We start from the raw sequence: 25,712 nt of genomic DNA, 5'->3' as shown, positions 1-25,712 counted from the left end.
AATGAAAATTAGTGTTTTTGGTACGACCTTACAGGCGGGCGTACTGGCAGGTTTGATGGCTGAGTTTGGTCATCAAGTTTCGTGGTGTTTAAACTCACTCAAAACACTAAAATATCAAGATGAAAAAGTCAATCAATTAATCGAAAGCCAAATAAAACTCGGTTTTATAAGTATTATTGACGCCGATCAGTTGCATTTAGATCAAGATATTTATTTATTTTCATTTACACCAACAGAGGTTGATATTGCTCTAAATATTGCAAAAAAGATTAGCCTTTCGGCAATTATTCATCCAAAGTTGATGATCAATGGTTCAACCTTTGGTTTGCATGGCACTCAACAATTAAAAAGTATTTTGTCTCATGATTATTGGGCATATTTACCTGATGTAATTCAAGAGGGAAATGCAATTCAGAGTTTTACGCAGCTTAAACAAGTCATCGTTGGTGTAGAGCAAGAAGAAACTCAAAACTTGATGTCTGAATTATTACGTCCTATCTTTCAGTTTAAACAACAATTTTTGTTTATGCCGATTTTGGATGCAGAATTTACCAAACTCAGCATTTCTGGCATGTTAGCGACACGTATTAGTTATATGAATGACTTAGCTTCAGTGTCTGAAAAATTAGGAATAGATATTAGTAATGTTCGTCAAGGTTTAGCAGCCGATACACGTATTGGGGCAACCTACTTATCTCCTGGTGCAGGTTTTGGTGGTGAAAATTTTTCACATGATATTTTAACTTTATCCAATACTGTGGCTGATATGGGGGCCCATAGTCATTTACTGGAACAAGTATGGGCGATTAATGAGCAACAAAAAGAAGTTTTATTTAGAAAGTTATGGAATTATTATCATAGCCATTTAAAAGGTAAAACAGTTGCAATTTGGGGTGCTTCCTTTAAAGAGAATACCTCAAGCATTCAAAATGCACCTATTCATGTTATGTTGCAAGCTTTATGGGCACAAGGAATTACGGTGCAATTACATGATCCGCAAGCGTTAAAAGAAATTAAAAAAATGTATGGAGTTCGTGCTGATTTAATTTTGTGTGAGGATCAATATCAGGCTGTTGAAAATGCTGATGCACTGTGTTTAATGACCGCTTGGGCACAATATTGGAGTCCTGATTACGCACAATTGAAGCAAAAAATGAAACATCCTTTGATTTTGGACGGTCGTAATATTTATGATCCTAAGTATGTGAAATCCCAAGGCTTTGCATATCAAGGAGTGGGTCGTTCATGAGCAATATCGAGAAATTTCCTGTGCAAGTAGATATTCGGCAACAGTTGAGCCTATTGGCTGAAGTTCAAAAAAATGTCCATTTAAATGAATTATTTGCAAAAGAAATCCACCGTTTTGAAAGCTATTCTGTGCAATATCAGGATCTTACTTTTGATTTTAGTAAGCATCGTATTGATCAAACTATTTTTAAAAACTTAATGCAATTTGCTGAATCAAAACATTTAGCACAATGGATTCAACGCTTATTTTCAGAAGAACAGATTAACTATACTGAACAACGTGCAGCAATGCATTGGGTTCTACGTCAACCCATTGAAAATAAAAAAAATAAAAAAATTGTACAAGCTGTACATGAACAGTTAGAGCGTATGTATCGTATTGTTGAAAAGATTCATGCAGGACAATATCGTGGTGTGACAGGCGAAGTCATTCAAAATGTGGTCAACATTGGTGTGGGTGGCTCGGATTTAGGTCCTTTGATGGTCACACATGCTTTATCTGATTATAAAGTTCATACTGCAAAACCTTTAAATGTACATTTTGTTTCAACCATGGATGGCAGTCAGCTTTCAGAGTTGTTACATCAGTTACGCCCAGAAACGACGCTCTTTATTATTTCTTCCAAGTCTTTTGGTACGATCGATACATTATCGAATGCACAAACGGTACGCCAATGGTTAGAAAAGTCCTTAGGGCAGAGTGAAGGAGTTTTAAAAAATCATTTTATTGGTATTTCGACCAAACCTGAGAAAATGACTGAGTGGGGAATTGCACCTGAAAATCAATTATTGCTGTGGGATTGGGTCGGTGGTCGTTATTCGCTGTGGTCATGTATTGGTTTGCCGATTGCATTGACAATAGGTATAGATGGTTTTAAACAATTACTTGCAGGTGCTTATACGATTGATGAGCATTTTCAACAGGCAGAGTTTGCACAAAATTTACCTGTACTGATGGGAATGTTAGGTGTTTGGAATAATAATTTTTTAAATATTCAAACACATGCAGTACTTCCTTATGATGGGCGTTTAAAATATTTTGCAGCTTATTTACAACAATTAGAAATGGAATCGAATGGTAAATCCATTCAGCGTAATAATGAAAAAGTAGAGTATGACACTTGCCCGATTCTTTGGGGAGAAGTGGGTCCAAATGCACAACATGCATTTTATCAATTACTGCATCAAGGTACGCATTCGGTTAGTTGTGATTTTATTGCACCTATCAATCGTTATAATGCGAATCAATTTACTTATGCTGAAAATGCAGAAGCCTTAATTGAGCAGCATCATTTAGCACTTTCAAATTGTTTAGCACAATCACGCTTATTGGCATTTGGAAATCAAGCACTTGATCAAAATGAATTGCCTGATTTACCTAAATATAAGCAATACGAAGGCAATCAGCCAAGTACTACATTGTTAATGAAAGAATTAAGTCCTTATAGTTTGGGAATGTTAATTGCTTTATATGAACATAAAGTTTTTGTGCAATCTGTAATATGGAATATTAATCCTTTTGATCAGTGGGGCGTTGAAAAAGGTAAGGAAATAGCTAATCAACTATTGCCTATTTTAAATCAACAACAACATGACTTATCAGCCTTAGATGCTTCGACACAAGGTTTAATCAAAATCCTTCTTCAAAAATAACAGAGTTTTATTATGGCAAACATTTTAGTGACAGGCGGCGCAGGCTATATCGGTTCACATACTTGTTTAGAAATTTTAAATGCAGGACACTCTGTTATTGTACTGGATAATTTATCTAATAGCTCTGAAGAAGCTTTGTTACGAGTACAAGAACTCACAGCAAAAAGTTTAACTTTTGTTGAGGGGGATATTCGGGATGCATCTGCTTTAGATCAAGTGTTTGCAGCACATCAAATTGATGCGGTGATCCATTTTGCAGGTTTAAAAGCTGTTGGCGAGAGTCAGCAAATTCCATTGACTTATTTTGATAATAATATTGCGGGTTCAATTAGCTTGGTGCAAGCTATGGAACGTGCTGAAGTCTTTCATTTAGTCTTCAGTTCATCTGCCACCGTCTATGGTGAAAGTAATCCTTCGCCTTATCAAGAAAATATGCCACTGGGTATGCCTACAAATAACTATGGCTATACAAAGCTTATCGTTGAACAAATGCTAGAAAAATTATCTTTAGCAGATGAGCGTTGGTCAATTGCATTATTGCGTTATTTTAATCCTATTGGTGCACATAAAAGTGGTCGTATTGGTGAAGATCCGCAAGGGATTCCTAATAATTTGATGCCATTTATTACCCAAGTTGCTGTAGGTCGTCGCGAAAAGCTTTCAATTTTTGGTCAAGATTATGCAACCCAAGATGGAACGTGTGAGCGTGATTATATTCATGTCGTAGATTTAGCTAAGGCACATTTATTAGCACTTGATCATCGGTTAAAGTCAAAAGGTTGTAGAGCTTGGAATATTGGTACTGGGCAGCCTATTTCTGTATTACAAATGAAAAATACTTTTGAAAAAGTGAATGACAGAAAAATTCCTTTTGAATTTGTTGAAAGACGTTTTGGTGATTTGGCGAGTTTTTATGCAGATAGTACACGAGCTCAAACGGAACTTGGTTGGATTGCAAAATATAGTTTAGAAGATATGCTTGTAGATAGTTGGAATTGGCAAAAGCAAAATCCTGAGGGATATAAAAAATAATTTTTAAGTATTTAAAAATGGGAGCTGATCGCTCCCATTTTTTAGTAAAATTTTTGATGAAAATCAGATTAGCCCTGAATTAAAGCTGTTAATTCATCTACATAAGCTTGCATTGGTTTTGGATTTTTATCTTTACGACTTTCAATGTTTAGTCGTAATAAAGGCTCTGTATTTGAAGCGCGAACATTTAAACGCCAAGCGCCAAAATCTAAACTCACACCGTCAGTTTGATCAATTTTTGGATTTTGATCCGTAAAATAGTCAAATATTTTTTGAATCGTCTGTTGAGTATCAGCGACTTTAAAGTTGATTTCACCACTACAAGGGAATTTTTCAATCATATCTTCAACCAGTGTGGATAAAGATTGATTGGTTTCTGAAACTACTGAAATTGCCAATAACCAAGGAATCATACCGCTATCACAATATGAAAAATCGCGGAAATAATGGTGTGCACTCATTTCTCCACCATAAACCGCATTATGTTCACGCATAACATCTTTAATAAAAGCATGCCCTGATTTAGATTGAATAGCTGTTCCTTGATATTTTTCAACAATATCAAACGTATTCCAAACTAAACGAGGATCGTGCACAATTTTTTCGCCTGACTGTTTCAGTAAAAATGCTTGAGCAAGTAAACCTACAATGTAATAGCCTTCGATAAATTGACCTTTTTCATCAAAAAGGAAGCAACGATCAAAATCACCATCCCATGCGATCCCCATATCTGCTTGATGTTCAATTACAGCATTACGGGTACTATCGCGGTTTTCCACTAAAATTGGGTTGGGAATCCCGTTAGGAAAGTGACCATCTGCATCATTGTGAATTTTAATGAATTCAACAGGAATATTGAGTTGTTTGAATTGTGCTTCAATGGCATCAACCACATGACCTGCTGCACCGTTGCCTGCATTCATGACTAATTTTAATGGGCGAATTTTACTTGGATCAATATAGGTGATTAAATGCTCAATGAACTCAGGTAAAATATTGTATTGTTGAGTTTTACCTTTTTGAGCAACATCTTTAAACTGTTCTGTTTCAGCTAAGGCTTGAATGTCTTTTAAACCAGTATCTGCACTGATTGGTCGTGCATTTTCACGCACCAATTTCATGCCATTATAATCCATTGGATTATGACTTGCTGTGATTTCAATCCCACCCTGAACATCTAAATGAAAAGCACCAAAATAAACCTCTTCCGTACCTGTCATACCTAAGTCAAGGACATCAACACCTGCATCATTTAAACCACGGATGGTGGCTTGTTTGAGTTCTTCACTGGTTAAGCGAACATCACAACCGACGACTACAGTTTTTGGTTGATAAATTTGCCCATAAGCACGACCGATTTTATATGCAATATCATTATTGAGTTCTGTGCCGAGTTTTCCACGGATATCATAAGCTTTAAAGCAAGTGAGTTGGCTCATATCTTCTCTCGTTTAGAAAGAAAAGGGCTGGTTAATCCAGCCCTTTCTAAGTATTTTCTATATTATTCTACAGTGACAGATTTTGCCAAGTTACGAGGTTGATCTACATCAGTACCACGTAATACTGCAACATGATAAGATAAAAGCTGCACTGGAATACTATAAACAATAGGGGCTAACCAATGATTTGTTGTTGGAATATGAACAACATGTTGGCGCTCTTTTTCTACAATACCACTGTTTTCATCTGCAAAGACAAAGAGTTCACCACCACGCGCTTGAACTTCTTCCATATTAGATTTTAACTTATCTAACATATCATCATTTGGAGCGAGAATAACCACAGGCATATCATTATCCACTAAAGCAAGTGGACCATGTTTAAGTTCGCCCGCAGCATAACCTTCAGCATGAATATATGAAATCTCTTTGAGCTTTAAAGCACCTTCAAGTGCAATTGGGAACTGAGTACCACGACCTAAGAATAAACAATGTTGTTTTTCTTTAAAGAGTTCTGACAAGCGTAAAATTGCTTTATCACCTTGTAAAGTATCTAAAATAACTTTTGGTGTATGCCATAAAGCTGCTGTAATTTCTGCTATGTTTTCAGCAGAAATGCTCTGTTTTACTTGCCCAATTTTTAAGATCAACAACATTAACGCAGCAAGCTGAGTGGTAAATGCTTTTGTTGAAGCAACCCCGATTTCAGGACCAGCAAGTGTAAGTAAATGGTGATTAGTTTCACGTACCATCGATGATGTTGCAACGTTACAAATCGTCATGGTTGAAATTGATAGATTTTTTGCTGCTGCACGTTTTTGAGTATCACGTAATGCAGCTAAAGTATCTGCTGTTTCGCCTGATTGAGAAATACATACATATAGTGTATTGCCTACAATGACAGGTGAGCGATAGCGGAATTCGCTTGCAATTTCAACTTGGCAAGGTAAATCAATAATTTGCTCAAACCAATATTTAGCAATCATGCCTGCATGGTAACTCGTACCACAAGCAATGATTTGAATTTGTTGAATATTGTTGAAATCAACTTCTGCATTTTTTAGGAAGTCATCACGCAGTGCATTACCATTAAGTGCTTGAGAAATGGTTTGCTGAATCGCTTCAGGTTGCTCATAAATTTCTTTGAGCATGTAGTGTTTGTATTCACCTTTTGATGCATTGCTGACAGTTGCATCTAGTTCTTTAACTGGGCGGTCAACCAACTGTCCATTTACAAATACTTCAATGCTATTGCGTGTTAAACGTGCAATATCACCTTCTTCAAGGTACATAAAGCGATTGGTAATCGGAAGTAATGCCAATTGATCAGAGCTAATAAAGTTCTCACCAATACCGACACCAATCACAAGTGGTGAACCTTCACGAACTGTGATCAATTCATCAGGATGTGCAGTATGTACAATACCTAAGGCATAAGCACCTTTCAGTTGAGGTACGATGCTCTCTACAGCTTTTAATAAATCTGGAATTGTTTTGAGTGCTTCATGGACTAAATGAGCAACAACTTCAGTATCTGTTTGTGAGGTAAATACATAACCTAAAGCTTCTAAGTCGTTTTTAAGTTCTTGATAATTTTCAATAATACCATTGTGAACGACTGCTACATCACCAGAAATATGCGGATGCGCATTATTTTCAGTTGGTTTGCCATGTGTTGCCCAACGTGTATGAGCAATACCAAGGGAACCTAAAATATTAGACTCATTAACTGCTTGTTCAAGATTAGCAACTTTACCAACACGACGTTCACGTAAAATTTGACCGTGATCAACGAGTGCGACACCCGCAGAGTCATAACCACGATATTCGAGGCGTTTTAGACCTTCGATTAAAATATTTGTAATACTACGTTCTGCAACGCCGCCAACAATTCCGCACATAGTTATATCCTCTTATTTCGTAGTCTTTTGGGGACGTTGATAATTTTCTTTAGAAATTTGTTTTGCACGCTCAAAGGCAAGGCTGTTGTCTGCTACATCATGTGTAATGACTGAACCTGCACCTGTCGTTGCACCATTGCCAATCGTTACAGGTGCAACCAATGAGTTATTTGTACCCACAAAGGCATGATTACCAATAATGGTTTTATGTTTATTGGCACCATCATAGTTACAAGTAATTGTACCTGCACCAATATTCGATTCAGCACCAATTTCAGCATCACCAAGATAAGCAAAATGATTTGCTTTAGATGCAAAACCAATAGACGTATTTTTTACTTCAACAAAGTTACCAATATGCACTTCATTTGCCAATTTTGCACCTGGGCGTAAACGTGCAAATGGTCCAATTTGAACGTGTTCTCCAACAATGGCATTGTCGAAAATGCTATACGGTTGAACTTTCGTGCCAGCAGCAATTTTAGTATTTTTAATGATACAGCCCGCACCAATTTCTACATTGTCACCAAATTCACAGTCACCTTCGATAATGACATTGATATCAATACGAACATCATTGCCTGTTTTGAGTTTTCCACGAAGGTCAAAACGCTGTGGATCAATAATATGCACGCCTTGTTGCATCAATAATTTTGCTTGGTGATTTTGGAATTCACGTTCTAATGCAGCAAGTTGTAGACGGTCATTTACACCTTCAACTTCAAAAGCGAGTTCTGGTTGAATTGAGGCGATTTCCATGCCATCTGCCAAAGCCATAGCAACAATATCAGTGAGATAGTATTCACCTTGAGCATTTTCATTGCTAAGTTTTGGTAACCATTCATGCAATTTAGCATTGCTTACACAGTAAATTCCTGTGTTAATTTCTTTGATTTGGCGTTGTTCGTCAGAAGCATCTTTATGTTCAACAATGGCTTGGATTTTTCCATCTTGGCGAACAATACGACCATAACCTGTAGAGTCTGCTAAAGTCAGTGTCACTAAACCAATGCCAGATATAGCAGAAGCATCAATAAGACGTTGCAAAGTACTTTGTTGTACGCAAGGTACATCACCTGACAAAATTAAAGACATACCTTCTGTAGGAAGTACGGGTAAAGTTACTTTTACCGCATGTCCTGTACCGAGTTGTTCAGTTTGTTCAACCCATTGTACATTTTCGTCAGCAAACGCATTTTGGACTAAGTTACCGCCATGTCCAAAAATTGTAATTATATTTTTTGCTTGTAATTGTTTCGCTGTTTCAATCACATGACCCAGTAAAGGACGTCCTGCTAAAGGTTGTAACACTTTAGGCAGGCTAGAACGCATACGTGTTCCTTTACCAGCAGCAAGAATGATTACAGTCGTTGACATATAACACCTGATAATAAATTTAAATCACATAAAATAAAAATAAATCACAATACACAACGCAGCCCAAATTCCAGCAATGATATCGTCAAACATGATACCGAAGCCGCCATCAACTCGACGGTCAATGACACGAATAGGCCAAGGTTTCCAAACATCAAACAAACGGAATAAAGCAAAGCCGATCAATGCCCATAACCAATCCATAGCTCCTAAATAAATCAGAGGTAGAAAAGTGATGGATTGACCTGCAAATTCATCCCAAACAATGCGTCCATCATCATGTACATGAATAATCTTTGCGGTTTGACCACAAATATAAATTCCAACGAGTGACATAACGATGATTGCAGCCAATGAAGCATAAAAGCCAAGCATTAGCCAAATGGGAATGAATAATAAAGCAAAGGCTGAACCGAAAGTACCCGGTGCTTTAGGTGCTAAACCTGAGCCAAAACCAACACCGCAGAACACAATAAAGCGTTCAGACCAAGTCATCTCTTTAAAGATAATAGGGGGGTTATGCAAAATGTTGATATCCGTGAAAGTGAAGAGGATGATCTAAGCCATCTTTTTCAAAAGTTAGTCCGTGTTGTGCCTTAATTTTCCCGATGATTGTAGTTTGTACATTGGGTTGTAATTGCAAAAGTTTTTGATAGTTTTGCGTGCTTATTGTAAAGCATAACTCATAATCATCGCCACCTGAAAGCGCATATTGCCATTGTTTTTCAGGTTTTAAAGTGTGAATTGTTGTGTTTATTGGTAAGTTATTGAGACTTATGACAGCGCCTACTTGTGATGCTTTTAAAATATGTCCTAAATCTTGTGCTAATCCATCAGAGATATCAATCATGCTGGATGCTAAGTCTTTTAGCATTTGACCCAGTTCACAACGCGGTGTTGGATAGTCCAAGCGTTGTTGTAAGGGATGCCCTAAATGCTCGAGTGCAAAAGCTGCATCACCGACAGTACCACTGACCACGATCAGATCATCAGGTTGTGCGCCAGAGCGTGCAATGGCTTTACCTTTTTCAATCCAACCCAGAGCTGTGACAGAGAGTGTCAAATGTGGGCTCTGTGTGGTATCACCACCGATTAAACGTACACCAAATTGATCGCAACAATCATATAAACCCTGACTAAAATCTTTTAACCAGTCATGATCAATTTGGGGTAGGCTCAATGCAAGTAAAATACTATGGGGCTTTGCACCCATTGCAGCAATATCAGAAAGGTTGACCGCAACACATTTCCAACCAATCGCATGAGGAGAAGTATCTAAAGGAAAATGTCGACCCGCAACTAAAGTGTCTGCACAAATCACCAGTTGGTGATCAGGTGGGGGAGTGAGCAGAGCTGAGTCATCACCCACACCTAAGTCAACATCATCTTGTTGACGGTTGAAATAGGTTTGGATAATTGAGAACTCAGCCATAATCAAACAACTTATTTCGCTTGTTGTTTTTCTGCTGCACGTAAGGTTGTTGCAAGACGATCTAATACACCATTGATGTATTTATGGCTGTCTGCACCACCAAAGTGTTTTGCCAATTCAATGGCTTCATCTAGTACGACGCGATATGGGATCTCAAGATGATCTTTAAGCTCGTATGCGCCTAAACGTAACGTCGCAAGCTCGACACCATCCAAAGCTTCAATTTCACGGTCAAGTACTGGAATAAGTAAAGCATCCAATGCTTCATGGTTTGCGATCACTTCTGTGAGCAACTCATGGTAATAGCCGAGATCCACTTTATGCATAGCGTTATCTGCACGCGTACGTGCTTCAATTTCATGCACAGGGTTGTGGCTCATTTGCCATTCATAAATCCCTTGTACAGCAAAACGACGTGCTTTGCGTTTTGCTGCATAAGTAGCTTGGAGTGTTTGCGACATGCTTTAAATTGCCTTTAACAGGTTAACCATTTCAATAGCAGTAAGGGCAGCTTCACCACCTTTATTACCTGCTTTTGTACCAGAGCGTTCAATCGCCTGTTCAATACTGTCCGTAGTCAATACACCATTAATTACAGGTAAGCCAGTATCTAAACCAACCACACCTAAACCTTTGGCACATTCACCTGCAACGAAGTCAAAATGTGGTGTACTACCACGAATAACTGCGCCAAGTGCAATGACTGCATCAAACTTACCTGAATTTGCGAGTTTTTTAGCAACAACAGGAAGTTCCCATGCGCCCGGTGCATGAACGACAGTGATATTATCGTCGCTAACACCATGACGATGCAACGTATCAATTGCACCTTCAAGTAAATGTTCAACAACAAAGCTGTTAAAACGACCAACTAAAATCGCGTAACGGTCTTCGCTCGCGAGATGTAATAAACCTTCAATTCGGCGAATCGCCATAGCAACCTCGATGATTTAACAGATAATTTATTTGTTTGAAAATAATAACTTAAACTTGATCAGCAGTGATGTATTCAACCACTTCCAAGTGAAAACCAGACAATGCATTGAAACGTAATGGAGAGCTAAGCAGCTTCATTTTTTCAACACCTAAATCACGTAAAATTTGTGCACCTACACCAATGGTTTGGTATTGTTGTGACAATGCTGCGTTTGATTTAGTTGGTTTTGGTTTAGCTAAAGCTTCTAAAGCAGGACCCAAGTCAGATAAATGACGTTGACCAATCCAGACTAAAACACCACGATCACTATTGGCAATCGTTTTAAGTGCTTTATCTAAGTTCCAAGCTGCTTCACCCTCTTGTTTGTTTAACTTGAGTAGATCGCGAGTTGGATTAAAACCATGTACACGAACAGTGGTAACACCTTCTTTCGGTTCACCTTTGACTAAAGCTAAGTGAATATCTGGATTACCAATTTCACGATAACGATAAAGTTCAAACGTACCATATTCAGTGTTAATACTTTGTTGATCTAGACGTTCAACAGTCTGTTCATTGGTCATACGATAATGAATCAGGTCTGCAATGGTACCCATTTTTAAGCCATGCTTTTCAGCAAAAACTTCAAGGTCTGGGCGGCGTGCCATCGTGCCATCTTCATTAATGATTTCACAAATCACAGAAGCAGGTTCTAAGCCAGCCAAACGTGATAAATCACAACCAGCTTCAGTATGTCCAGCACGGTGCAGTACGCCACCTGGCTGTGCCATAAGTGGGAAAATATGCCCAGGTTGTACAATATCAGTCGGTTTAGCGTGTGCAGCAACCGCTGTTTGAATGGTATGCGCACGTTCAGCCGCTGAAATACCTGTGGTAATCCCTTCAGCAGCTTCGATAGATAAGGTGAAGTTCGTACCATGCTGTGCGCCATTGGCGTCAACCATCAGCGGCAGATCGAGTTGTTTACAACGATCACGACTTAAGGTTAAACATACTAAGCCACGCGCATGAGTAATCATAAAGTTGATGTCTTCAGGGCGTACGTGGGTTGCAGCAATGACTAAATCGCCTTCATTTTCACGATCTTCATCATCCATCAGGATAACCATTTTCCCTGCACGGATATCTGCTACAAGCTCTTCAACTGTATTGATCGGCATCAAGCTTCACCTTTTTGTTCTGTCGTATGACATTTTCATTTAATTCATTGTGACATAGTCTACCGTGTTTTGTGGCAGTTTGCCTATGCTTATCACATTCCATTGAGAAACATAGTTATACACAAGCTCTAAGGTAAATGAAAAGCTAGATCTGTCATTTTTCGGTAGAATTCGCTTAATATTTCCACATTTGCTTAGCTTGATTTTATAATACATATTCAAAAAATATGATTTTTATAAAAAAAGCACTTTAAAAAAAGTGCTTTTAAAATATTGGGATGGATGGGATATTTTAATCTGCTGAAATTACTTCTTTCTTTTTACCTTTTAAAATTTCAGTACGAATAGTTTGAGCTAATTCTGCAGATTCAGCATTCATTCCGTTGATCATAAATGCATGACGCGTGAGTAAACTTGTTGGATTTGGCATAGCAACTAATTGATAGTTCTCACCAATTTGTTTAAGCAGCTCATTGCTGAGGTATAAAGCCATTTCTTTAGCAATTAAATGATTGGATAAGCGTTCTGCCGCTTGTAAGGCATCAAGCTGCATTGCTTCAACCTCAGTTGTTACAGCACAGCGTGTTTGTAAAACAAAGCGTTTGTCTTCACGGTAACGTTTATACAGAACTTCAGATAATAATTGAAAAACAGAACCAATCATTAAAATACAAGGTAAAGCATTGGGTTTTTCTGTAGGAACAGTAATTGTTGCCCCTTGTTGGCTAAACTCTTGATGTACTGTGAAATCTTTCGAGTTGAGTTTGAAATGTTGTGCTGATAATTCAATACTCTTATTTAAGAAAATTTGACATAAATTAAAATAAGGAACAGAAACAGATTGATTGACTGTATTCATCAATTGTTTAGGGTCATAATATTGAATGTTAAGCGCTATCGCTGATTGATTTTTATCAAACTCAACAGGTTTCTCAACTTTCATTGGTTTTGGTTTTGCTTGTTGTTTTGCTTGCGCAATTGCCAACATTTTATCGGCTTTTTCTGCTTCTAATGCTTCCATTAGTTGTTGAATTTCATGTTTTAAACGCGCTTCTTTGTTTAAACGTGCCAAAAATTCACTACGTGTAGGACGTGCAATGGCGCGATATGCTAGCCAAATTAAACTATGAATGATGAGTGAAATTAAAATCGCCAACCATTGGGTACGTAAAATTTCACCAATACTTGGTTTAATTAAAGTAATTTCGATGCTGCCAACTTTTTTCTCATTTTGTAATGCATCACGTACAAAAACTTCGCCTTGACGTGTTTTTGCTAAGCCACTGGTTGCGAGCACTTGTTTCTGTGCATCTAAAATGCGAATCGAAGCGACGCTAGGATTAGTCGCATAACGATTTGCCAACAGGGCTAAAGATACTGTATTGGCAGGTTCAAGCTCAGAAAGACTATCTGCAACCAACTGGCTGGTCATGAGTTGACCTTGGTTTGCGCGGTTTGCATTGAGTTGATGAGTTGTTGCAATTACCATCAAAAAAGTGTGTAAAGCAAAACTTATAATCAGTAGGCTAGCAAATAGCCCTTGTCTTGGCGCATTCAACTTAAACTTCCAAAGAAAAAATATTCGATTTCGATTATGATTCTAACAATAGTTGTAGCTCAGACCCGAGTCAATTCATGCGAGAAATCATTCTTATATCATTTTTAGGACCTGACCAACCCAATCAGTTTACTCGATTAATGCAAGTGTTGTCCGTACATTCTTTGCAAATATTAGATGTAGGGCAGGCAGTCATTCATAACCAGTTGACTTTAGGGATTGTAGTTTCGTCAGATGACCAAACCGCCACGGCTTTAGCCATGAAAGATATCCTTATTTTAGCACACGATATTGGACTCACTGTTCGATTTAAACCAATTACAGGTGCGGAATATGATCAATGGGTAAGTGAAGGTGGCAGAACACGTTATATTGTAACGGCTTTAGCACCTGAGCTTACGGCTGCTCATTTACAAGCAGTAACAAATATTGTGTCGAGTCAAGGTTTTAATATTGAAACTGTTACTCGTCTTTCGGGACGTCCTGAAAGAGAAGCACAAGACCATGAGCCAAAACGTTCATGTGTACAATTTGGCTTAAGTGGGCAAATGTTAGACGCTGCTGCCATGCGTGCGGCATGTCTTCGACTTTCAGCCGAGTCAAGCATTGATGTTGCTGTACAAGAAGACAATGCTTATCGCCGTAATCGTCGTTTGGTTTGTTTTGATATGGACTCCACTTTAATTGAACAAGAAGTCATTGATGAACTGGCAATAGAAGCAGGTGTTGGCGCGCAAGTCGCTGAAATTACTGAGCGTGCCATGCAAGGTGAATTGGACTTTCAACAAAGCTTCCGTGCGCGTGTTGCGTTATTAAAAGGTCTAGATGCTTCTGTTCTGCCTAAAATTGCAGAACGCCTGACTGTTACAGAAGGCGCAGAACGTTTAATTAAAACCTTAAAATCATTGGGTTATAAAACAGCAATTTTATCAGGTGGCTTCCAGTATTTTGCTGAATATTTACAAGCAAAACTTGGTATTGATGAAGTACATGCCAATATTTTGGATGTGCAAGATGGCATTGTGACAGGTGAAGTAAAAGGTCATATTGTTGATGGTGCACGTAAAGCATTGTTATTGACTGAATTGGCTGAAAAAATGGGCATTTCTCTAGAGCAAGCAATTGCAGTTGGGGATGGTGCAAATGATTTGCCAATGCTTTCAATAGCAGGTTTAGGCGTTGCTTTCCGTGCAAAACCCTTAGTTCGTCAAAATGCAAATCAGGCGATTTCTAGTGTTGGTTTAGATGGTGTTTTATATTTACTTGGTGTACATGATAAAGATTTAAACCGAGCTTAAGCACACAACAAAATTGCTATTTTTTAAAAGAAGAGTAACGCTAAGTTGCTCTTTTTTATTGATAAAATATATTTACATATGTGAATTACATCACACTTTATTTGGTTTTAAATTGTACAGTTGAAAAAAAACCTCATTTGTACAAAAAGTCACTTGATTTTTTTGTAATGACACGCAAAAGCTGAGTTTGATTAGAGTCGCTGAAAATAATCATGGTGAAAAGTGTAATGACAAAATACTATGACGACAAAGTGTGTCGTCTTACCTAAAAACAGGTATTTTCTTCTAAAAAAAATACGCCATAATGCAGCATATAAGCTTTGGTAAAATTGCAAAGAAAAAATATTGGCTTGATAAAAGTGGTTGTGTAAACGCCTCTATGAGGTTCACGTATCATTTTGATGGAGGTTTCTATGGTATCAGCGACATGGGCAACATTGATTGGATTTAGTCTAATTGCCGTAGCGTTGGCTACTGTGTTTTTTTCTCCTTATCGTCATTGGTTGGGATTTATGTTTGCTGGAATGGTCTTCTGGGGCATATTGGAGACGATACGGTTTAACGTACAGAATTTTTTTGATTTATCGGTTCCCTATAGTTATTTAACCGCAATTATTATTGCCATGAGTGCATTGATTGTTTTGCTGTTAAGAGCAGATCGTTTGGCACAAAAAACTTTGCAAAATCGTCAATATATTGAACATACCCCAGTATATGAAGAGGATTAGCAAAACTAAATGACTGACTTTAGAGTTCAATAAAATAATGAAAAAAGACATTTCAAAGGTATAGTGAATGATATACCTTTTTCTGAGTATAGTTTTGTTAGAAGTCTTGTATTGCAAATAACAAGTTATGCTAGGATGGTGAATAGATTTTTTTATATTAAAACAACAGGCTTAAATGTCATGAAACTTTCTTCAATTCCAGTTGTGAAGTTACCAATCGTAGATGCAAGTACAGATCCACTCGATCTACTCGTATTAGGTTTAGCACTTCGTATGAAGCAATTGGCACGTACGAGTCCAAAATTTATTGAGTTGACCCATGATCGTCAATTCCGTATTCAAATAGGGACAGATTTAGGAGTTGCACGTCAAATCCTTGTAAATAATGGTCAAATTGATACGGTTTCAGGTGCTGAGGAAAAGGCTGATTTCATTTTACAATTTGCTGATAGTGAGCAAGGTGTAAAAACTTTAATGAAAGGCGATCCAAGTGCATTTATGACAGGCATGCAAAACGGCACAATTAAAATGGAAGGTGATTTCAGCTTATTGGTTTGGTTTAACCAAGTGGCTAAATTGATTCCACCTAAAGTGCCAAAACCTGTCAAAGAGAAAATTGCATTGGCACGTCAGTTTCTTAAAGAAAAGACAGGTCGCTAATTTTGCTTGAAGTATAGAGACTGATGAATAAAACGCATCAGTTTCTTGCTATATAAAAGAATGAAAATAAAAAATATAAAAATACTGATTTTAAGTTTATTGGTGAGTAGCTTATTCAACGGATGTACTCAGTTAAAACCAACACCTGCCACAACTTTTATTGATCTCTATATTTTGAATAAAACCGTAACACGAGTTGTTGAAGTCAAAGTGACTTATAAACAAGGTCAGTTGTGCTTTAAACAGTTACCTGCATTTTCGACACTGCATCAGTATTTACCAAGTTCACAAGACACCGACCTCATGATTGATGTGATAGATCAACAAGGACAGGCGCATCGAACGCATATGGACTTTGTGATTGAAAAGGGCACAGTAGGTCAACTTCAACTGGAAATTGACCCAACATTGGAGGTGATGGCTTCAGGTAATTTTTCTATGCAATCGAAATAATATGAGTTACTCAACTTCTAAATTAAAGGTCACGGGTCCATCATTGACCAACTGAACTTTCATATCGGCAGCGAAAATACCCGTTTGTACATGTTCAAATTGTGTTTTGGCATACTCAACCAGTTGATTATAGAGTGCTTCAGCCTCACTTGGCGGCATCGCAGGACCAAAATCAGGACGTAGACCTTTTTGAGTCTGTGCCATGAGGGTAAATTGTGAAACCAGTAAAATACCACCACCAGCTTGACTAACATTCCAGCCCATTTTGCCTTGTTCATCATCAAAAAAACGATATTTCAAAATTTTATCAATCAGCTTTTTGCCTTTTTCAAAATTATCATCTTTGCCTAGACCTAAAAAAACCAAGATACCCGTTTGGATTTCACCTGTGATTTGACCATCAACAACTACTTTTGCTTCTAAAACTCGTTGTAATAACGCGCGCATATTTGAACCATGACTGATATTTTTTAACCATATGAATTTTATCAAATTTAGAGCTTAGATAATTGAAATGACTGAAAAAATATAATGTATTGAAAAATATGAGAATTATAGAAAGTAGATTTATTAATCTATTTATCCGATTATTTTTATAATAATAAGCGGTTTTATCAATTAACGATAAATGTGTAATTTAAGTATAGCAGGAAAGGTAGATATTTGAGAGATTAACATGTTTAAGCGTTCATTACTTGTTGCCATGCTCGCAGCAGCAACAGCAGTAGTTCAAGCAGCACCGCTAACAAAAGACAACGGTGCGCCAGTGGGCGATAACCAAAACTCAATTACAGCAGGTGAGTATGGTTCAGTTCTTTTACAAGATGTACAGTTAGTTCAAAAATTACAACGTTTCGGACGTGAGCGTATTCCTGAGCGTGTTGTACATGCACGTGGTACAGGGGCATACGGTGAGTTTGTTGCAACGAAAGATTTATCTGATTTAACCATTGCGTCATTGTTTAAAGCAGGAACAAAAACACCTGTATTTTTGCGTTTTTCAACGGTCATTCATCCTAAAGGTTCACCTGAAACATTGCGTGACCCGCATGGTTTTGGTCTGAAATTTTATACGCAGGAAGGTAACTGGGACTTAGTAGGTAACAACTTACCTGTCTTCTTTATCCGTGATGCGATTAAATTCCCTGATTTTATCCACGCAATGAAGCCAAGCCCAGTATCTAATGTTCAAGATGCCAATCGCGTTTTTGACTTCTTACAAAGTCAGCCTTGGGCAGTGAATATGCTGACTTATGTGTATTCAAACTTGGGTACACCAGCAAGCTATCGTAACTTGGATGGTTTCGGGGTACATGCTTTCAAATTGTACAATGCCAAAGGTGAGTATAAATATGTGAAATTTAATTTCCGTACTCAGCAAGGTTTAAAAGGCATGAACATGGAAGAAACCCAAGCGATGCAAGCGAAGGATTTCAACCATTTAACCAACGATCTTTACAATACAATCAATGCAGGTAAGTTCCCGAAATGGGACTTGTATATTCAGGTACTTGATCCAAAAGATCTAGATAATTTTGACTTCAATCCACTCGATGCAACCAAAATCTGGCCAAGTAATTTAATTCCTGAAACTAAAGTGGGTACGTTAACTTTAAACCGTATGCCAAAGAATTTCTTCAATGAAACTGAGCAATCTGCATTTGCGCCAGGCAACTTGGTACCAGGTATTGAACCGTCAGAAGATCGTTTGTTACAAGGTCGTATTTTCTCTTATTCAGATACTCAAATGTATCGTTTAGGTGCAAATCACCAGCAAATTCCAGTGAACCGTCCATTGGTTAAAGTGAATAACAACAACCAAGAAGGTTTTATGAACATATCTGAGCGTGATTCAGATGTGAACTATGAACCAAGCTTGAAATCACCTAAACCTGCAACTGAGCATGCTAAAGCAATCAATACACCATTGGGTGACAAAGTGCTTCAGCAAGCGATTCAGAAAGAGCAACCTTTTAAACAGGCAGGTGAGTTGTACCGTTCATATTCAGCCTTAGAAAAAACGGACTTGATTCGTAACCTTGCTGCGGACTTGGGTCAGGTTAAAGATGCTGAAACTAAGCATATCATGCTGTCTTATTTCTATAAAGCTGATGCTGATTATGGAACACGTTTAACGAAAGCGGTAAATGGTGATCTTAAACAAGTACAAGCAAAAGCAGCGAAATTGAAAGATTAATTTGGTCTAGTTGTGCGTATTGGTGACTAGGGCATCAAGGATGTCACCTCCGAAAAGTCCTGTAAAACTCGAATCCTTTCCTGCAACCCTAGGGGAGTTTTACAGGCATTGGTTATATTGATGAGGAGTGTTTGAAATGAAAATATATTTACAAGGGATCATGCTATCTTTGTTGAGTATTGTAATGATGACATTACTCACCTTAGGAATAAGTGCAGTTTCTGCACAAGAGATAGAGCAGGAACAAGCTAAAGTCACACAGCATGCACAAAATGAACTCATTGATTTATTTTTTGCAGCCGCACGTACAGGTAATAATGAAGTCATCAAAGAGTTTCTAGAGCATGGTTTTCCTGTTGATGTGCAAAATCAGCAAGGTTTTACTGCTTTGATGATGGCAACATATTATGGGCATCAAAATACGGTCACGACTTTATTGGAACATGGTGCAAATCGTTGTGTGCGAGATCAAAAAGGGCATACTGCGCTGATGGGCGCAATTGTTAAAGCAGAGTGGTTAATTGCGAAACAATTAAAAAAAGTCGATTGTGATGTTCAAGCTAAACAAACAGGTTTATTAACGATAGAAGAATTTGCAAAAGTGTTTGGGCAACTTGACCAACTGAAAAAACTGGATCGCTAACACTTTATTTCTGGTTTAGGGTCATGCTTTGGGTCTCGGCTATATGCAAAAAATGCAAAAAAAAATCCCTCAAGCCGAGTCAAGAGGGAAAGTGGATCAACTTTTTAAGGCGAATATCATCTGTTTTATGCAGATTTAGCAGTAATCGTTTGTTGTTGATTGGCTTCTAGTTCACGAACCAAAGGTAGTACTTTTTCACCAAAATATTCAACTTCTTCAATGAAGTGTAAAAAACCTGAAAGCACTAAATCAACACCGACATTTTTCAGCTCAAGAATACGTTCAGCAATTTGTTGCGGAGTTCCAATTAAGTTGGTTTTAAAGCCATCATTGTATTGGACTAAATCTTCAAAAGTAGATTTTGCCCAGTTTCCTTCACCTTCTTTAGATGCCGCACCTGCCTCACGTGTTGCATCGCCAAAGGCATGAACAGCTTCAACATTTGCTTTATCAACAATTTCTTGTAAAACAGCTTGAGCTTCTTCTTCTGTATCACGAGCAATAATAAAAGCATTCACACCAATTTTGACATGATGACCATTTAATTTCGCTTTTTCACGGATATCATCGATTTGCTTTTTCAGTTCTTCAGGACTATTCCCATTGGTAAAATACCAATCTGATACACGAGATGCCATATCTCGCGCAGCACGAGAACTTCCGCCTTGAAAAATCTCAATATGTGGTTTTTGAACAGGTTTTGGTGAAAGCGTGTAGTCTTTAAACTGATAATATTTACCATCAAAACTATAATTATTGGTTGTCCAAATTCCTTTTAAGGTACGAATAAATTCCTCTGAGCGCACATAGCGCTCATCATGCTCGGGCCAAGGCTCACCAATGGCATCAAACTCACCTCTAAACCAACCACTGACCACATTAATGGCAATACGCCCATTTGTGAGATGATCAATCGTTGCTAATTGTTTAGCGGCAAGCGCAGGTTTCCATGGACCAGGTAAAATAGCCGCGATCACTTTGAGTTTTTCTGTTTTTGCTAAAATTGCATGACTAAAGCTGACAGACTCATGTTGATTTTCAGCGTTATAACCTGCTGTAAAACGAATTTGTGTGAGTGCATATTCAAAACCACTTTTTTCAGCGGCTTGTGCCAAACGTACATTGTATTCATAGCTCCAATCTGTACGTTGTTCAATATTACTGACCACTAAACCGCCACTTACATTAGGTACCCAGTAAGCAAACGTGATATTTTGATTTTTTGACATGTTGCTTGCCCTCGCATTTTTAATACTTAAATTTTTAATAATAGATTTAAGCCACTTGTGTTTTTGGCTTTTTATGATGAAGTCGAGCTTCAGCAGCATCTAGGCTTGGCACTGCTGCGGATGGTAATACATCCTCTTGTTCAATTTGTTTATTAATACCAAGATTTTGTGCTGCTTGTTGAGACTTTTCTTTAATGACATTTGCACGTTGCCCTTTAGCAGGTGCCCATTCTAAAATTGGTAAGGCACGTGCAATTGCTAAGGTGATACGATCACGTAATAATTCACTATGAATGGTGTATTCAGGTGTAAAGTCGCGATCCGTGGCATAAACGCCAATAGGCAAAGTTTGTGCTTGAAAAAAACTAAACAATGGGCGTAGTTGATGTTCAAGTACCAGTGCATGACGGTCACTACCACCTGATGCTGCCAATAAAACAGGTACATCAACTAAAGCAGTTTGTTCTACAAAATCAAAAAAATGCTTAAATAATCCTGTGAAAGAAGCTCGATAAACAGGTGTACCAACAATGAGTGCATCAGCGGCTTCAACGGCAGCAAGATCATCTTGTACCCGTTGCGGAAGTTGATTACGGTAAATTGCACCTCCTAGTAGATGTGCAATTTCACTAAATTTAATGAAATGTACATTAATAGGCGTTGCTTCACTGAGCTCATTTAAAATTGCTTGGACTAAACTTTCTGTTTTTGATGGATTATTCAAACCACCTGATACAGCGACAATATTTAAGGGTTTCTGCGGGCTTAATGACATTTTAACGACCTAAAATTTTTAATCTCGGAATAATTCTTATTGAATCAATCTTTGTTTAAGTCTGTAAAATAAGCAAAAACATATTGTTTATCATAATTTTATATATAATAAAAAATAAACATTTTATCGAAGATTTTAAATATTAACTGACTGATATGCATAGATAGTTTTTTAGATTATAAGCAAAGCAACTTTAAGTATTTAATTTATATTTAAAAACGATAATGAAATACAAAAAATGATAAATAACATAAAATTTGTAGGGAATTTTCGTTTAAAACGACAAAACAGTTAAAAATTCGTTATATTTAATTATCTTTAACAGCAAGAGTGCGGTTAGAATGAAAGACTGTGCTAGAGAGCTCTCGCTTCGCTTATGAATATTTTAATCGTTGATGATCATCCACTGTTTCGCCATGCTCTAATTCAAGCGGTACGTTATAGTTTGCCGCAAGCTCAGATTCATGAAACTGCTGCAGTAAATGAATTTTATGAGCGTTTAGAAAATGGTCCTGAACCTGATTTAGTTTTATTGGATTTAAATTTACCTGGTGCATCTGGGTTCTCTGCACTAGTACATGTACGAGCGCAATATCCATTACTGCCAATCATTGTTGTTTCAGCACATGAAGAAACTTCAATTATTCAACGTGCAATTGCGCATGGTGCTATGGGGTATATTCCTAAATCAGCGCATCCGAGCCATATTGGTGAAGCAATTCGTCAAGTATTAGAGGGCGAAATTTGGTTACCACCAAATTTACCTGCCAATATGAGTTTTGATCCACGTGCAGCAGATGAAGCAGCCTTAGCTGAACGAATTCAGTCATTAACGCCGCAGCAGTTCCGTGTCTTGATGATGGTCGCGGAAGGTTTGTTAAATAAACAAATTGCGTATGAACTGGAAGTTTCTGAAGCAACCATTAAAGCGCATGTCACTGCAATTTTCCGTAAATTGGGCGTGCAAAATCGTACCCAAGCAGTATTGGCGATTAGTGCTTTAAATATTGAAGAAAAGAAAGTTTAAAACGATCTATCATAAAAATATATGTGATAAAAATGGATGCTTGAGCATCCATTTTTTTGATCATAAAAGAGGTGCTTTTAACGCTTCACAACAATTGAATCAATACCACTATGTTGCAAGGTTTGCTGTGCAATCACGGCAGCATTTTGTGATTCATAAGGTCCTGAAATAACACGATACCAAGTTTGATTTCCTTCAGTCGCTTGAACGACATCTGCGGATAAGCCATTCAAAATGATTTCAGCACGACGTGCGTCAGCACTATCTGGGTCTGGGTAGCTACGTACTTGTAAAATATATTCAGGCGCTGTTGGTGCAGGTGCTTGTTCAGATACATCTAAACCCGTATTCACCTCATTTGTAGCAGGTTTTTCAGGTGCTTCTACAATCACAGTTTGACTTTGAACACGAGTTTCAGGTACAGCCTGATCGGGAATAGGCGTTACTTGTTGATTTGGTAAAAGGTCATAAAAACGGTAGTCTTTATTGGTATCTTCTTGATAATGCTCAGAAGTGACTTCATTACTACGTGTTTTTACAGGAGCCCACGGTTTCCAGAGCATAAGTGCTACACCAAAACTGAGCACGATTAAAATAACCACAAGCATCCCTAGCCATTTTGGAACTAAGGGCTTTTTAGGCTTATTTGGTCGTTCAGACACGCCGCGTTGCGTTTTTCCAAACACGTGGAATTCCTCTTACTAAATAGTAACGTTATATGTGACAACGTCTTTGAGTACCGCTACGGTGAACGATACTCAATAGATTTTGAAAATAGATGGCTACTTTACATTGTCTCTGGTGCAGAAACACCAAGAAGCTCTAAACCATTATGTATAACTTGTTGAACATTTTGAGAAAGTAATAAACGTGCTTGAGTTAATTCAGCATCATCACCTAATACTTTATGTTCGTTGTACCAACCATGGAATAAAGCAGCGAGTTCTTTTAAATAATTCCCCACTTGATGTGGTTCATAATTGTTCGCAGCACGAATCACAATTTCTGGATAAGCTGCGAGTTTTGCTAAAATTTCTGTTTCTGCGTCTAGTTCTAATTTTGCAGCAAATTGACGTGCATTTACTGTATCAAAATTGATACCAGTTGCAGCCGCTTTTTCTAGCATACGACAAATACGTGCATGTGCATATTGAATGTAATACACCGCATTGTCTTTGCTTTGTGAAACAGCAAGGTCTAAGTCAAAGTCAATATGTTGTTCAGACTTACGCATGACGTAATAAAAACGAGCAGCATCATTGCCAACTTCTTTACGCAAATCACGTAAAGTTACAAACTGACCTGAACGAGATGACATTTGCACCATCTCACCGCTACGCCATAAGCTGACAAACTGTACTAACAATACAGTCAGTTTTTTCGAGTCATAGCCCATTGCATCAATCGCAGCTTTTACACGAGAAATATAACCGTGGTGGTCTGAACCCCAGATATCAATAATTTCGGTATAGCCACGTTGTAATTTATTTAAATGATATGCAATGTCAGACGCAAAATAAGTGGTTTGACCATTACGACGTTTAACCACACGGTCTTTTTCATCGCCAAATTCAGTCGATTTAAACCAGATGTTACCGTCTTTTTCATAGAGGAAGCCACGTTGATCAAGGGTTTGTAAGGCTTCATCAATTTTTTCAGTCAATGATGCTTCACTGAACCATTGGTCGAAAGTGACACCAAACTCGGCAAGGTCATCTTTAATGTCATCCAAAATGGCATGTAAAGCCGCCTGATGGAAAACACGATAACCTTCACCCAACGCATTTTGTGAATTGTGGATTAAGCCATCAATGTGTTTTTCTTTATCACCAGAAAGGATAACTTTGTTGCCGTCTGCATCAAGTTCTTCAGCATATTGCACATCTTCAGGAACATCCTGATAAATGTCAGCAACAGGGCGTACATATGCATCAGCATCTTGATCAATAATGCTCTGAGCAATTTCTTTGACATAGTCACCCTGATAAGCATTTTTAGGGAAAACCAAGGTTTGTCCTGTCAGCTCAAGGTAACGCAAATAAGTTGAAGTTGCGAGAATATCCATCTGACGACCTGCGTCATTGACATAATATTCACGGTCAACCGTTGCACCTGTTGCCTCAAGTAAATTTGCAACAGTCATACCGTAGGCTGCACCACGACCATGACCCACATGTAGACTTGATGTTGGATTTGCTGAAACAAATTCGATTTGGATTTTTTTTGCAGCATTTGCTTGGGTTTTACCAAATTGGTCTTTTTGAGCTTGAATGCGATCAAGAATTGCAAAACGTTGATCTGCATTTAAAAAGAAATTGATAAAGCCAGGACCTGCAATTTCAGCTTTGCTGATATCTGCAACTTCAGGTAAGTTCGCTAAAATTTTTTCTGCAAGATCACGAGGTTTCATTCCCGCAGCCTTAGAACTGATCATTGCGATATTTGACGCAAAGTCACCATGGCTTCGGTCTTTAGTTCGGGTCAAATGACCTGTGTTGTTCCAGTCGGAAGGAAGTACGCCTTCAGCTTGAAGGGCTTGTACCGCATGATCGAGAGCTGCTTGGATTGCCGTATTCATAATCAGTCGAAAAATAAATGTCGCAGAAAAACAACGAATATAGCAAATTTCCGCGTCTTTAGGTAAAACCATTTGTATGGATTCATCAAAGAGTGATGAATAACTTGATGAATGAAGTCTGTACGCTTAAGCGAAGTGTTTGATGTGGTCAAAATATAAAAAAATAAGGAGGTGTTCTAAATTGTGTACTGATTATGATGATACTGAAATGAATGAAAAAAATATTCAAGTACAGCCTCATTTATATTACAAAGTTTGTACTTCTTTTCGTAGGCGATGCCTTACTTTTTAAGGATAAAAAGTAATAAAAATCCTTTGTTGGACATGAGAAGCTAAGCTTCGCAAGATATCCGCCCTTGTCCAACGGCGACATCCATGTCGCCCTGC

General features: G+C 37.9%; 24 protein-coding genes. 10 read left to right on the top strand and 14 right to left on the bottom strand.

Annotated features, from left to right (window positions below; all coding sequences use genetic code 11):
- Nucleotide 1: 1 nt before the first annotated feature.
- Genes C9E89_RS13990 through galE form a run of 3 tightly spaced genes read left to right on the top strand, consistent with a single transcriptional unit; the run spans nt 2 to nt 3,933 of the window.
- On the top strand, nt 2–1,249 hold the full coding sequence (locus tag C9E89_RS13990; protein WP_107008953.1) for a nucleotide sugar dehydrogenase: 1,248 nt from the start codon (nt 2–4) through the stop codon (nt 1,247–1,249).
- Nucleotides 1,246–2,901, top strand: coding sequence for a glucose-6-phosphate isomerase (gene pgi / locus C9E89_RS13985; protein ID WP_107008952.1), 1,656 nt, complete (start codon nt 1,246–1,248; stop codon nt 2,899–2,901). The genes C9E89_RS13990 and pgi overlap by 4 nt, the downstream gene beginning before the upstream one ends.
- A gap of 12 nt (nt 2,902–2,913) precedes the next feature.
- A complete protein-coding gene (gene galE, locus C9E89_RS13980) occupies nt 2,914–3,933 on the top strand; it encodes a UDP-glucose 4-epimerase GalE (protein ID WP_107008951.1) in 1,020 nt (339 codons plus the stop codon).
- Between the two features lie 68 nt (nt 3,934–4,001).
- Here the strand turns inward: galE and C9E89_RS13975 are convergent, their stop codons facing one another.
- From C9E89_RS13975 to C9E89_RS13935, 9 genes are all read right to left on the bottom strand, one after another.
- Entirely contained in the window at nt 4,002–5,372 is a 1,371-nt protein-coding gene (locus C9E89_RS13975) for a phosphohexomutase domain-containing protein (RefSeq protein ID WP_107008950.1), read from the bottom strand.
- A gap of 62 nt (nt 5,373–5,434) precedes the next feature.
- Nucleotides 5,435–7,273: a glutamine--fructose-6-phosphate transaminase (isomerizing) gene (gene glmS, locus C9E89_RS13970; RefSeq protein WP_107008949.1), complete on the bottom strand. Its 1,839-nt coding sequence runs from the start codon at nt 7,271–7,273 to the stop codon at nt 5,435–5,437.
- A 12-nt stretch (nt 7,274–7,285) separates the two neighbouring features.
- Entirely contained in the window at nt 7,286–8,650 is a 1,365-nt protein-coding gene (glmU, locus tag C9E89_RS13965) for a bifunctional UDP-N-acetylglucosamine diphosphorylase/glucosamine-1-phosphate N-acetyltransferase GlmU (protein ID WP_107008948.1), read from the bottom strand.
- A 24-nt stretch (nt 8,651–8,674) separates the two neighbouring features.
- Nucleotides 8,675–9,145: a phosphatidylglycerophosphatase A family protein gene (locus tag C9E89_RS13960; protein WP_107008947.1), complete on the bottom strand. Its 471-nt coding sequence runs from the start codon at nt 9,143–9,145 to the stop codon at nt 8,675–8,677.
- A 22-nt stretch (nt 9,146–9,167) separates the two neighbouring features.
- Complete coding sequence (thiL, locus tag C9E89_RS13955; RefSeq protein ID WP_107008946.1) at nt 9,168–10,082, bottom strand: thiamine-phosphate kinase; 915 nt, start codon at nt 10,080–10,082, stop codon at nt 9,168–9,170.
- 11 nt (nt 10,083–10,093) lie between these two features.
- On the bottom strand, nt 10,094–10,543 hold the full coding sequence (nusB, locus tag C9E89_RS13950; protein ID WP_107008945.1) for a transcription antitermination factor NusB: 450 nt from the start codon (nt 10,541–10,543) through the stop codon (nt 10,094–10,096).
- 3 nt (nt 10,544–10,546) lie between these two features.
- Nucleotides 10,547–11,017 (bottom strand): 6,7-dimethyl-8-ribityllumazine synthase, encoded by a 471-nt coding sequence (gene ribH, locus C9E89_RS13945; protein ID WP_107008944.1) that lies wholly within the window; start codon nt 11,015–11,017, stop codon nt 10,547–10,549.
- Between the two features lie 49 nt (nt 11,018–11,066).
- Complete coding sequence (gene ribBA, locus C9E89_RS13940; RefSeq protein ID WP_107008943.1) at nt 11,067–12,179, bottom strand: bifunctional 3,4-dihydroxy-2-butanone-4-phosphate synthase/GTP cyclohydrolase II; 1,113 nt, start codon at nt 12,177–12,179, stop codon at nt 11,067–11,069.
- A 292-nt stretch (nt 12,180–12,471) separates the two neighbouring features.
- Entirely contained in the window at nt 12,472–13,737 is a 1,266-nt protein-coding gene (locus C9E89_RS13935) for a hypothetical protein (protein ID WP_107008942.1), read from the bottom strand.
- 77 nt (nt 13,738–13,814) lie between these two features.
- Here C9E89_RS13935 and serB point away from each other — a divergent pair, with 77 nt between their 5' ends.
- The 4 genes from serB to C9E89_RS13915 all read left to right on the top strand — a co-directional run bounded on the left by serB (nt 13,815) and on the right by C9E89_RS13915 (nt 16,876).
- The gene (gene serB, locus C9E89_RS13930; RefSeq protein ID WP_107008941.1) at nt 13,815–15,035 is read left to right on the top strand and encodes a phosphoserine phosphatase SerB; all 1,221 of its coding nucleotides are present in this window, start codon (nt 13,815–13,817) and stop codon (nt 15,033–15,035) included.
- Between the two features lie 413 nt (nt 15,036–15,448).
- Complete coding sequence (gene aciT, locus C9E89_RS13925) at nt 15,449–15,763, top strand: ciprofloxacin tolerance protein AciT (RefSeq protein ID WP_107008940.1); 315 nt, start codon at nt 15,449–15,451, stop codon at nt 15,761–15,763.
- A 180-nt stretch (nt 15,764–15,943) separates the two neighbouring features.
- The gene (locus C9E89_RS13920) at nt 15,944–16,423 is read left to right on the top strand and encodes an SCP2 sterol-binding domain-containing protein (RefSeq protein WP_107008968.1); all 480 of its coding nucleotides are present in this window, start codon (nt 15,944–15,946) and stop codon (nt 16,421–16,423) included.
- A gap of 60 nt (nt 16,424–16,483) precedes the next feature.
- Complete coding sequence (locus C9E89_RS13915; RefSeq protein ID WP_107008939.1) at nt 16,484–16,876, top strand: hypothetical protein; 393 nt, start codon at nt 16,484–16,486, stop codon at nt 16,874–16,876.
- A gap of 6 nt (nt 16,877–16,882) precedes the next feature.
- Here the strand turns inward: C9E89_RS13915 and dtd are convergent, their stop codons facing one another.
- A complete protein-coding gene (gene dtd / locus C9E89_RS13910; protein ID WP_107008938.1) occupies nt 16,883–17,323 on the bottom strand; it encodes a D-aminoacyl-tRNA deacylase in 441 nt (146 codons plus the stop codon).
- Between the two features lie 229 nt (nt 17,324–17,552).
- On the opposite strand from dtd, the gene C9E89_RS13905 reads away from it, so the two are divergent.
- Nucleotides 17,553–19,073, top strand: a complete 1,521-nt coding sequence (locus C9E89_RS13905; RefSeq protein ID WP_107008937.1) for a catalase — start codon at nt 17,553–17,555, stop codon at nt 19,071–19,073.
- A gap of 136 nt (nt 19,074–19,209) precedes the next feature.
- The gene (locus tag C9E89_RS13900; protein WP_378227070.1) at nt 19,210–19,716 is read left to right on the top strand and encodes an ankyrin repeat domain-containing protein; all 507 of its coding nucleotides are present in this window, start codon (nt 19,210–19,212) and stop codon (nt 19,714–19,716) included.
- A 125-nt stretch (nt 19,717–19,841) separates the two neighbouring features.
- Here the strand turns inward: C9E89_RS13900 and sfnG are convergent, their stop codons facing one another.
- Together sfnG and msuE are read right to left on the bottom strand one after the other, a co-directional pair.
- Nucleotides 19,842–20,945, bottom strand: a complete 1,104-nt coding sequence (gene sfnG / locus C9E89_RS13895) for a dimethylsulfone monooxygenase SfnG (RefSeq protein ID WP_107008936.1) — start codon at nt 20,943–20,945, stop codon at nt 19,842–19,844.
- 46 nt (nt 20,946–20,991) lie between these two features.
- On the bottom strand, nt 20,992–21,720 hold the full coding sequence (gene msuE / locus C9E89_RS13890; protein WP_107008935.1) for an FMN reductase: 729 nt from the start codon (nt 21,718–21,720) through the stop codon (nt 20,992–20,994).
- Nucleotides 21,721–22,096: 376 nt separating this feature from the next.
- On the opposite strand from msuE, the gene C9E89_RS13885 reads away from it, so the two are divergent.
- Complete coding sequence (locus C9E89_RS13885; protein WP_107008934.1) at nt 22,097–22,747, top strand: response regulator; 651 nt, start codon at nt 22,097–22,099, stop codon at nt 22,745–22,747.
- A gap of 77 nt (nt 22,748–22,824) precedes the next feature.
- On the opposite strand, the gene C9E89_RS13880 is transcribed toward C9E89_RS13885, so the two are convergent.
- Together C9E89_RS13880 and argS are read right to left on the bottom strand one after the other, a co-directional pair.
- A complete protein-coding gene (locus tag C9E89_RS13880) occupies nt 22,825–23,433 on the bottom strand; it encodes an SPOR domain-containing protein (protein WP_107008933.1) in 609 nt (202 codons plus the stop codon).
- Nucleotides 23,434–23,534: 101 nt separating this feature from the next.
- Complete coding sequence (gene argS, locus C9E89_RS13875) at nt 23,535–25,325, bottom strand: arginine--tRNA ligase (RefSeq protein WP_107008966.1); 1,791 nt, start codon at nt 25,323–25,325, stop codon at nt 23,535–23,537.
- Nucleotides 25,326–25,712: the final 387 nt, after the last annotated feature.

Origin of the sequence: Acinetobacter sichuanensis (assembly GCF_003024515.2) — a bacterium.
GTDB lineage: Bacteria > Pseudomonadota > Gammaproteobacteria > Pseudomonadales > Moraxellaceae > Acinetobacter > Acinetobacter sichuanensis.
Note: the sequence above shows the minus strand (reverse complement) of the source record. Positions and strands in the feature narration are given on the sequence as shown.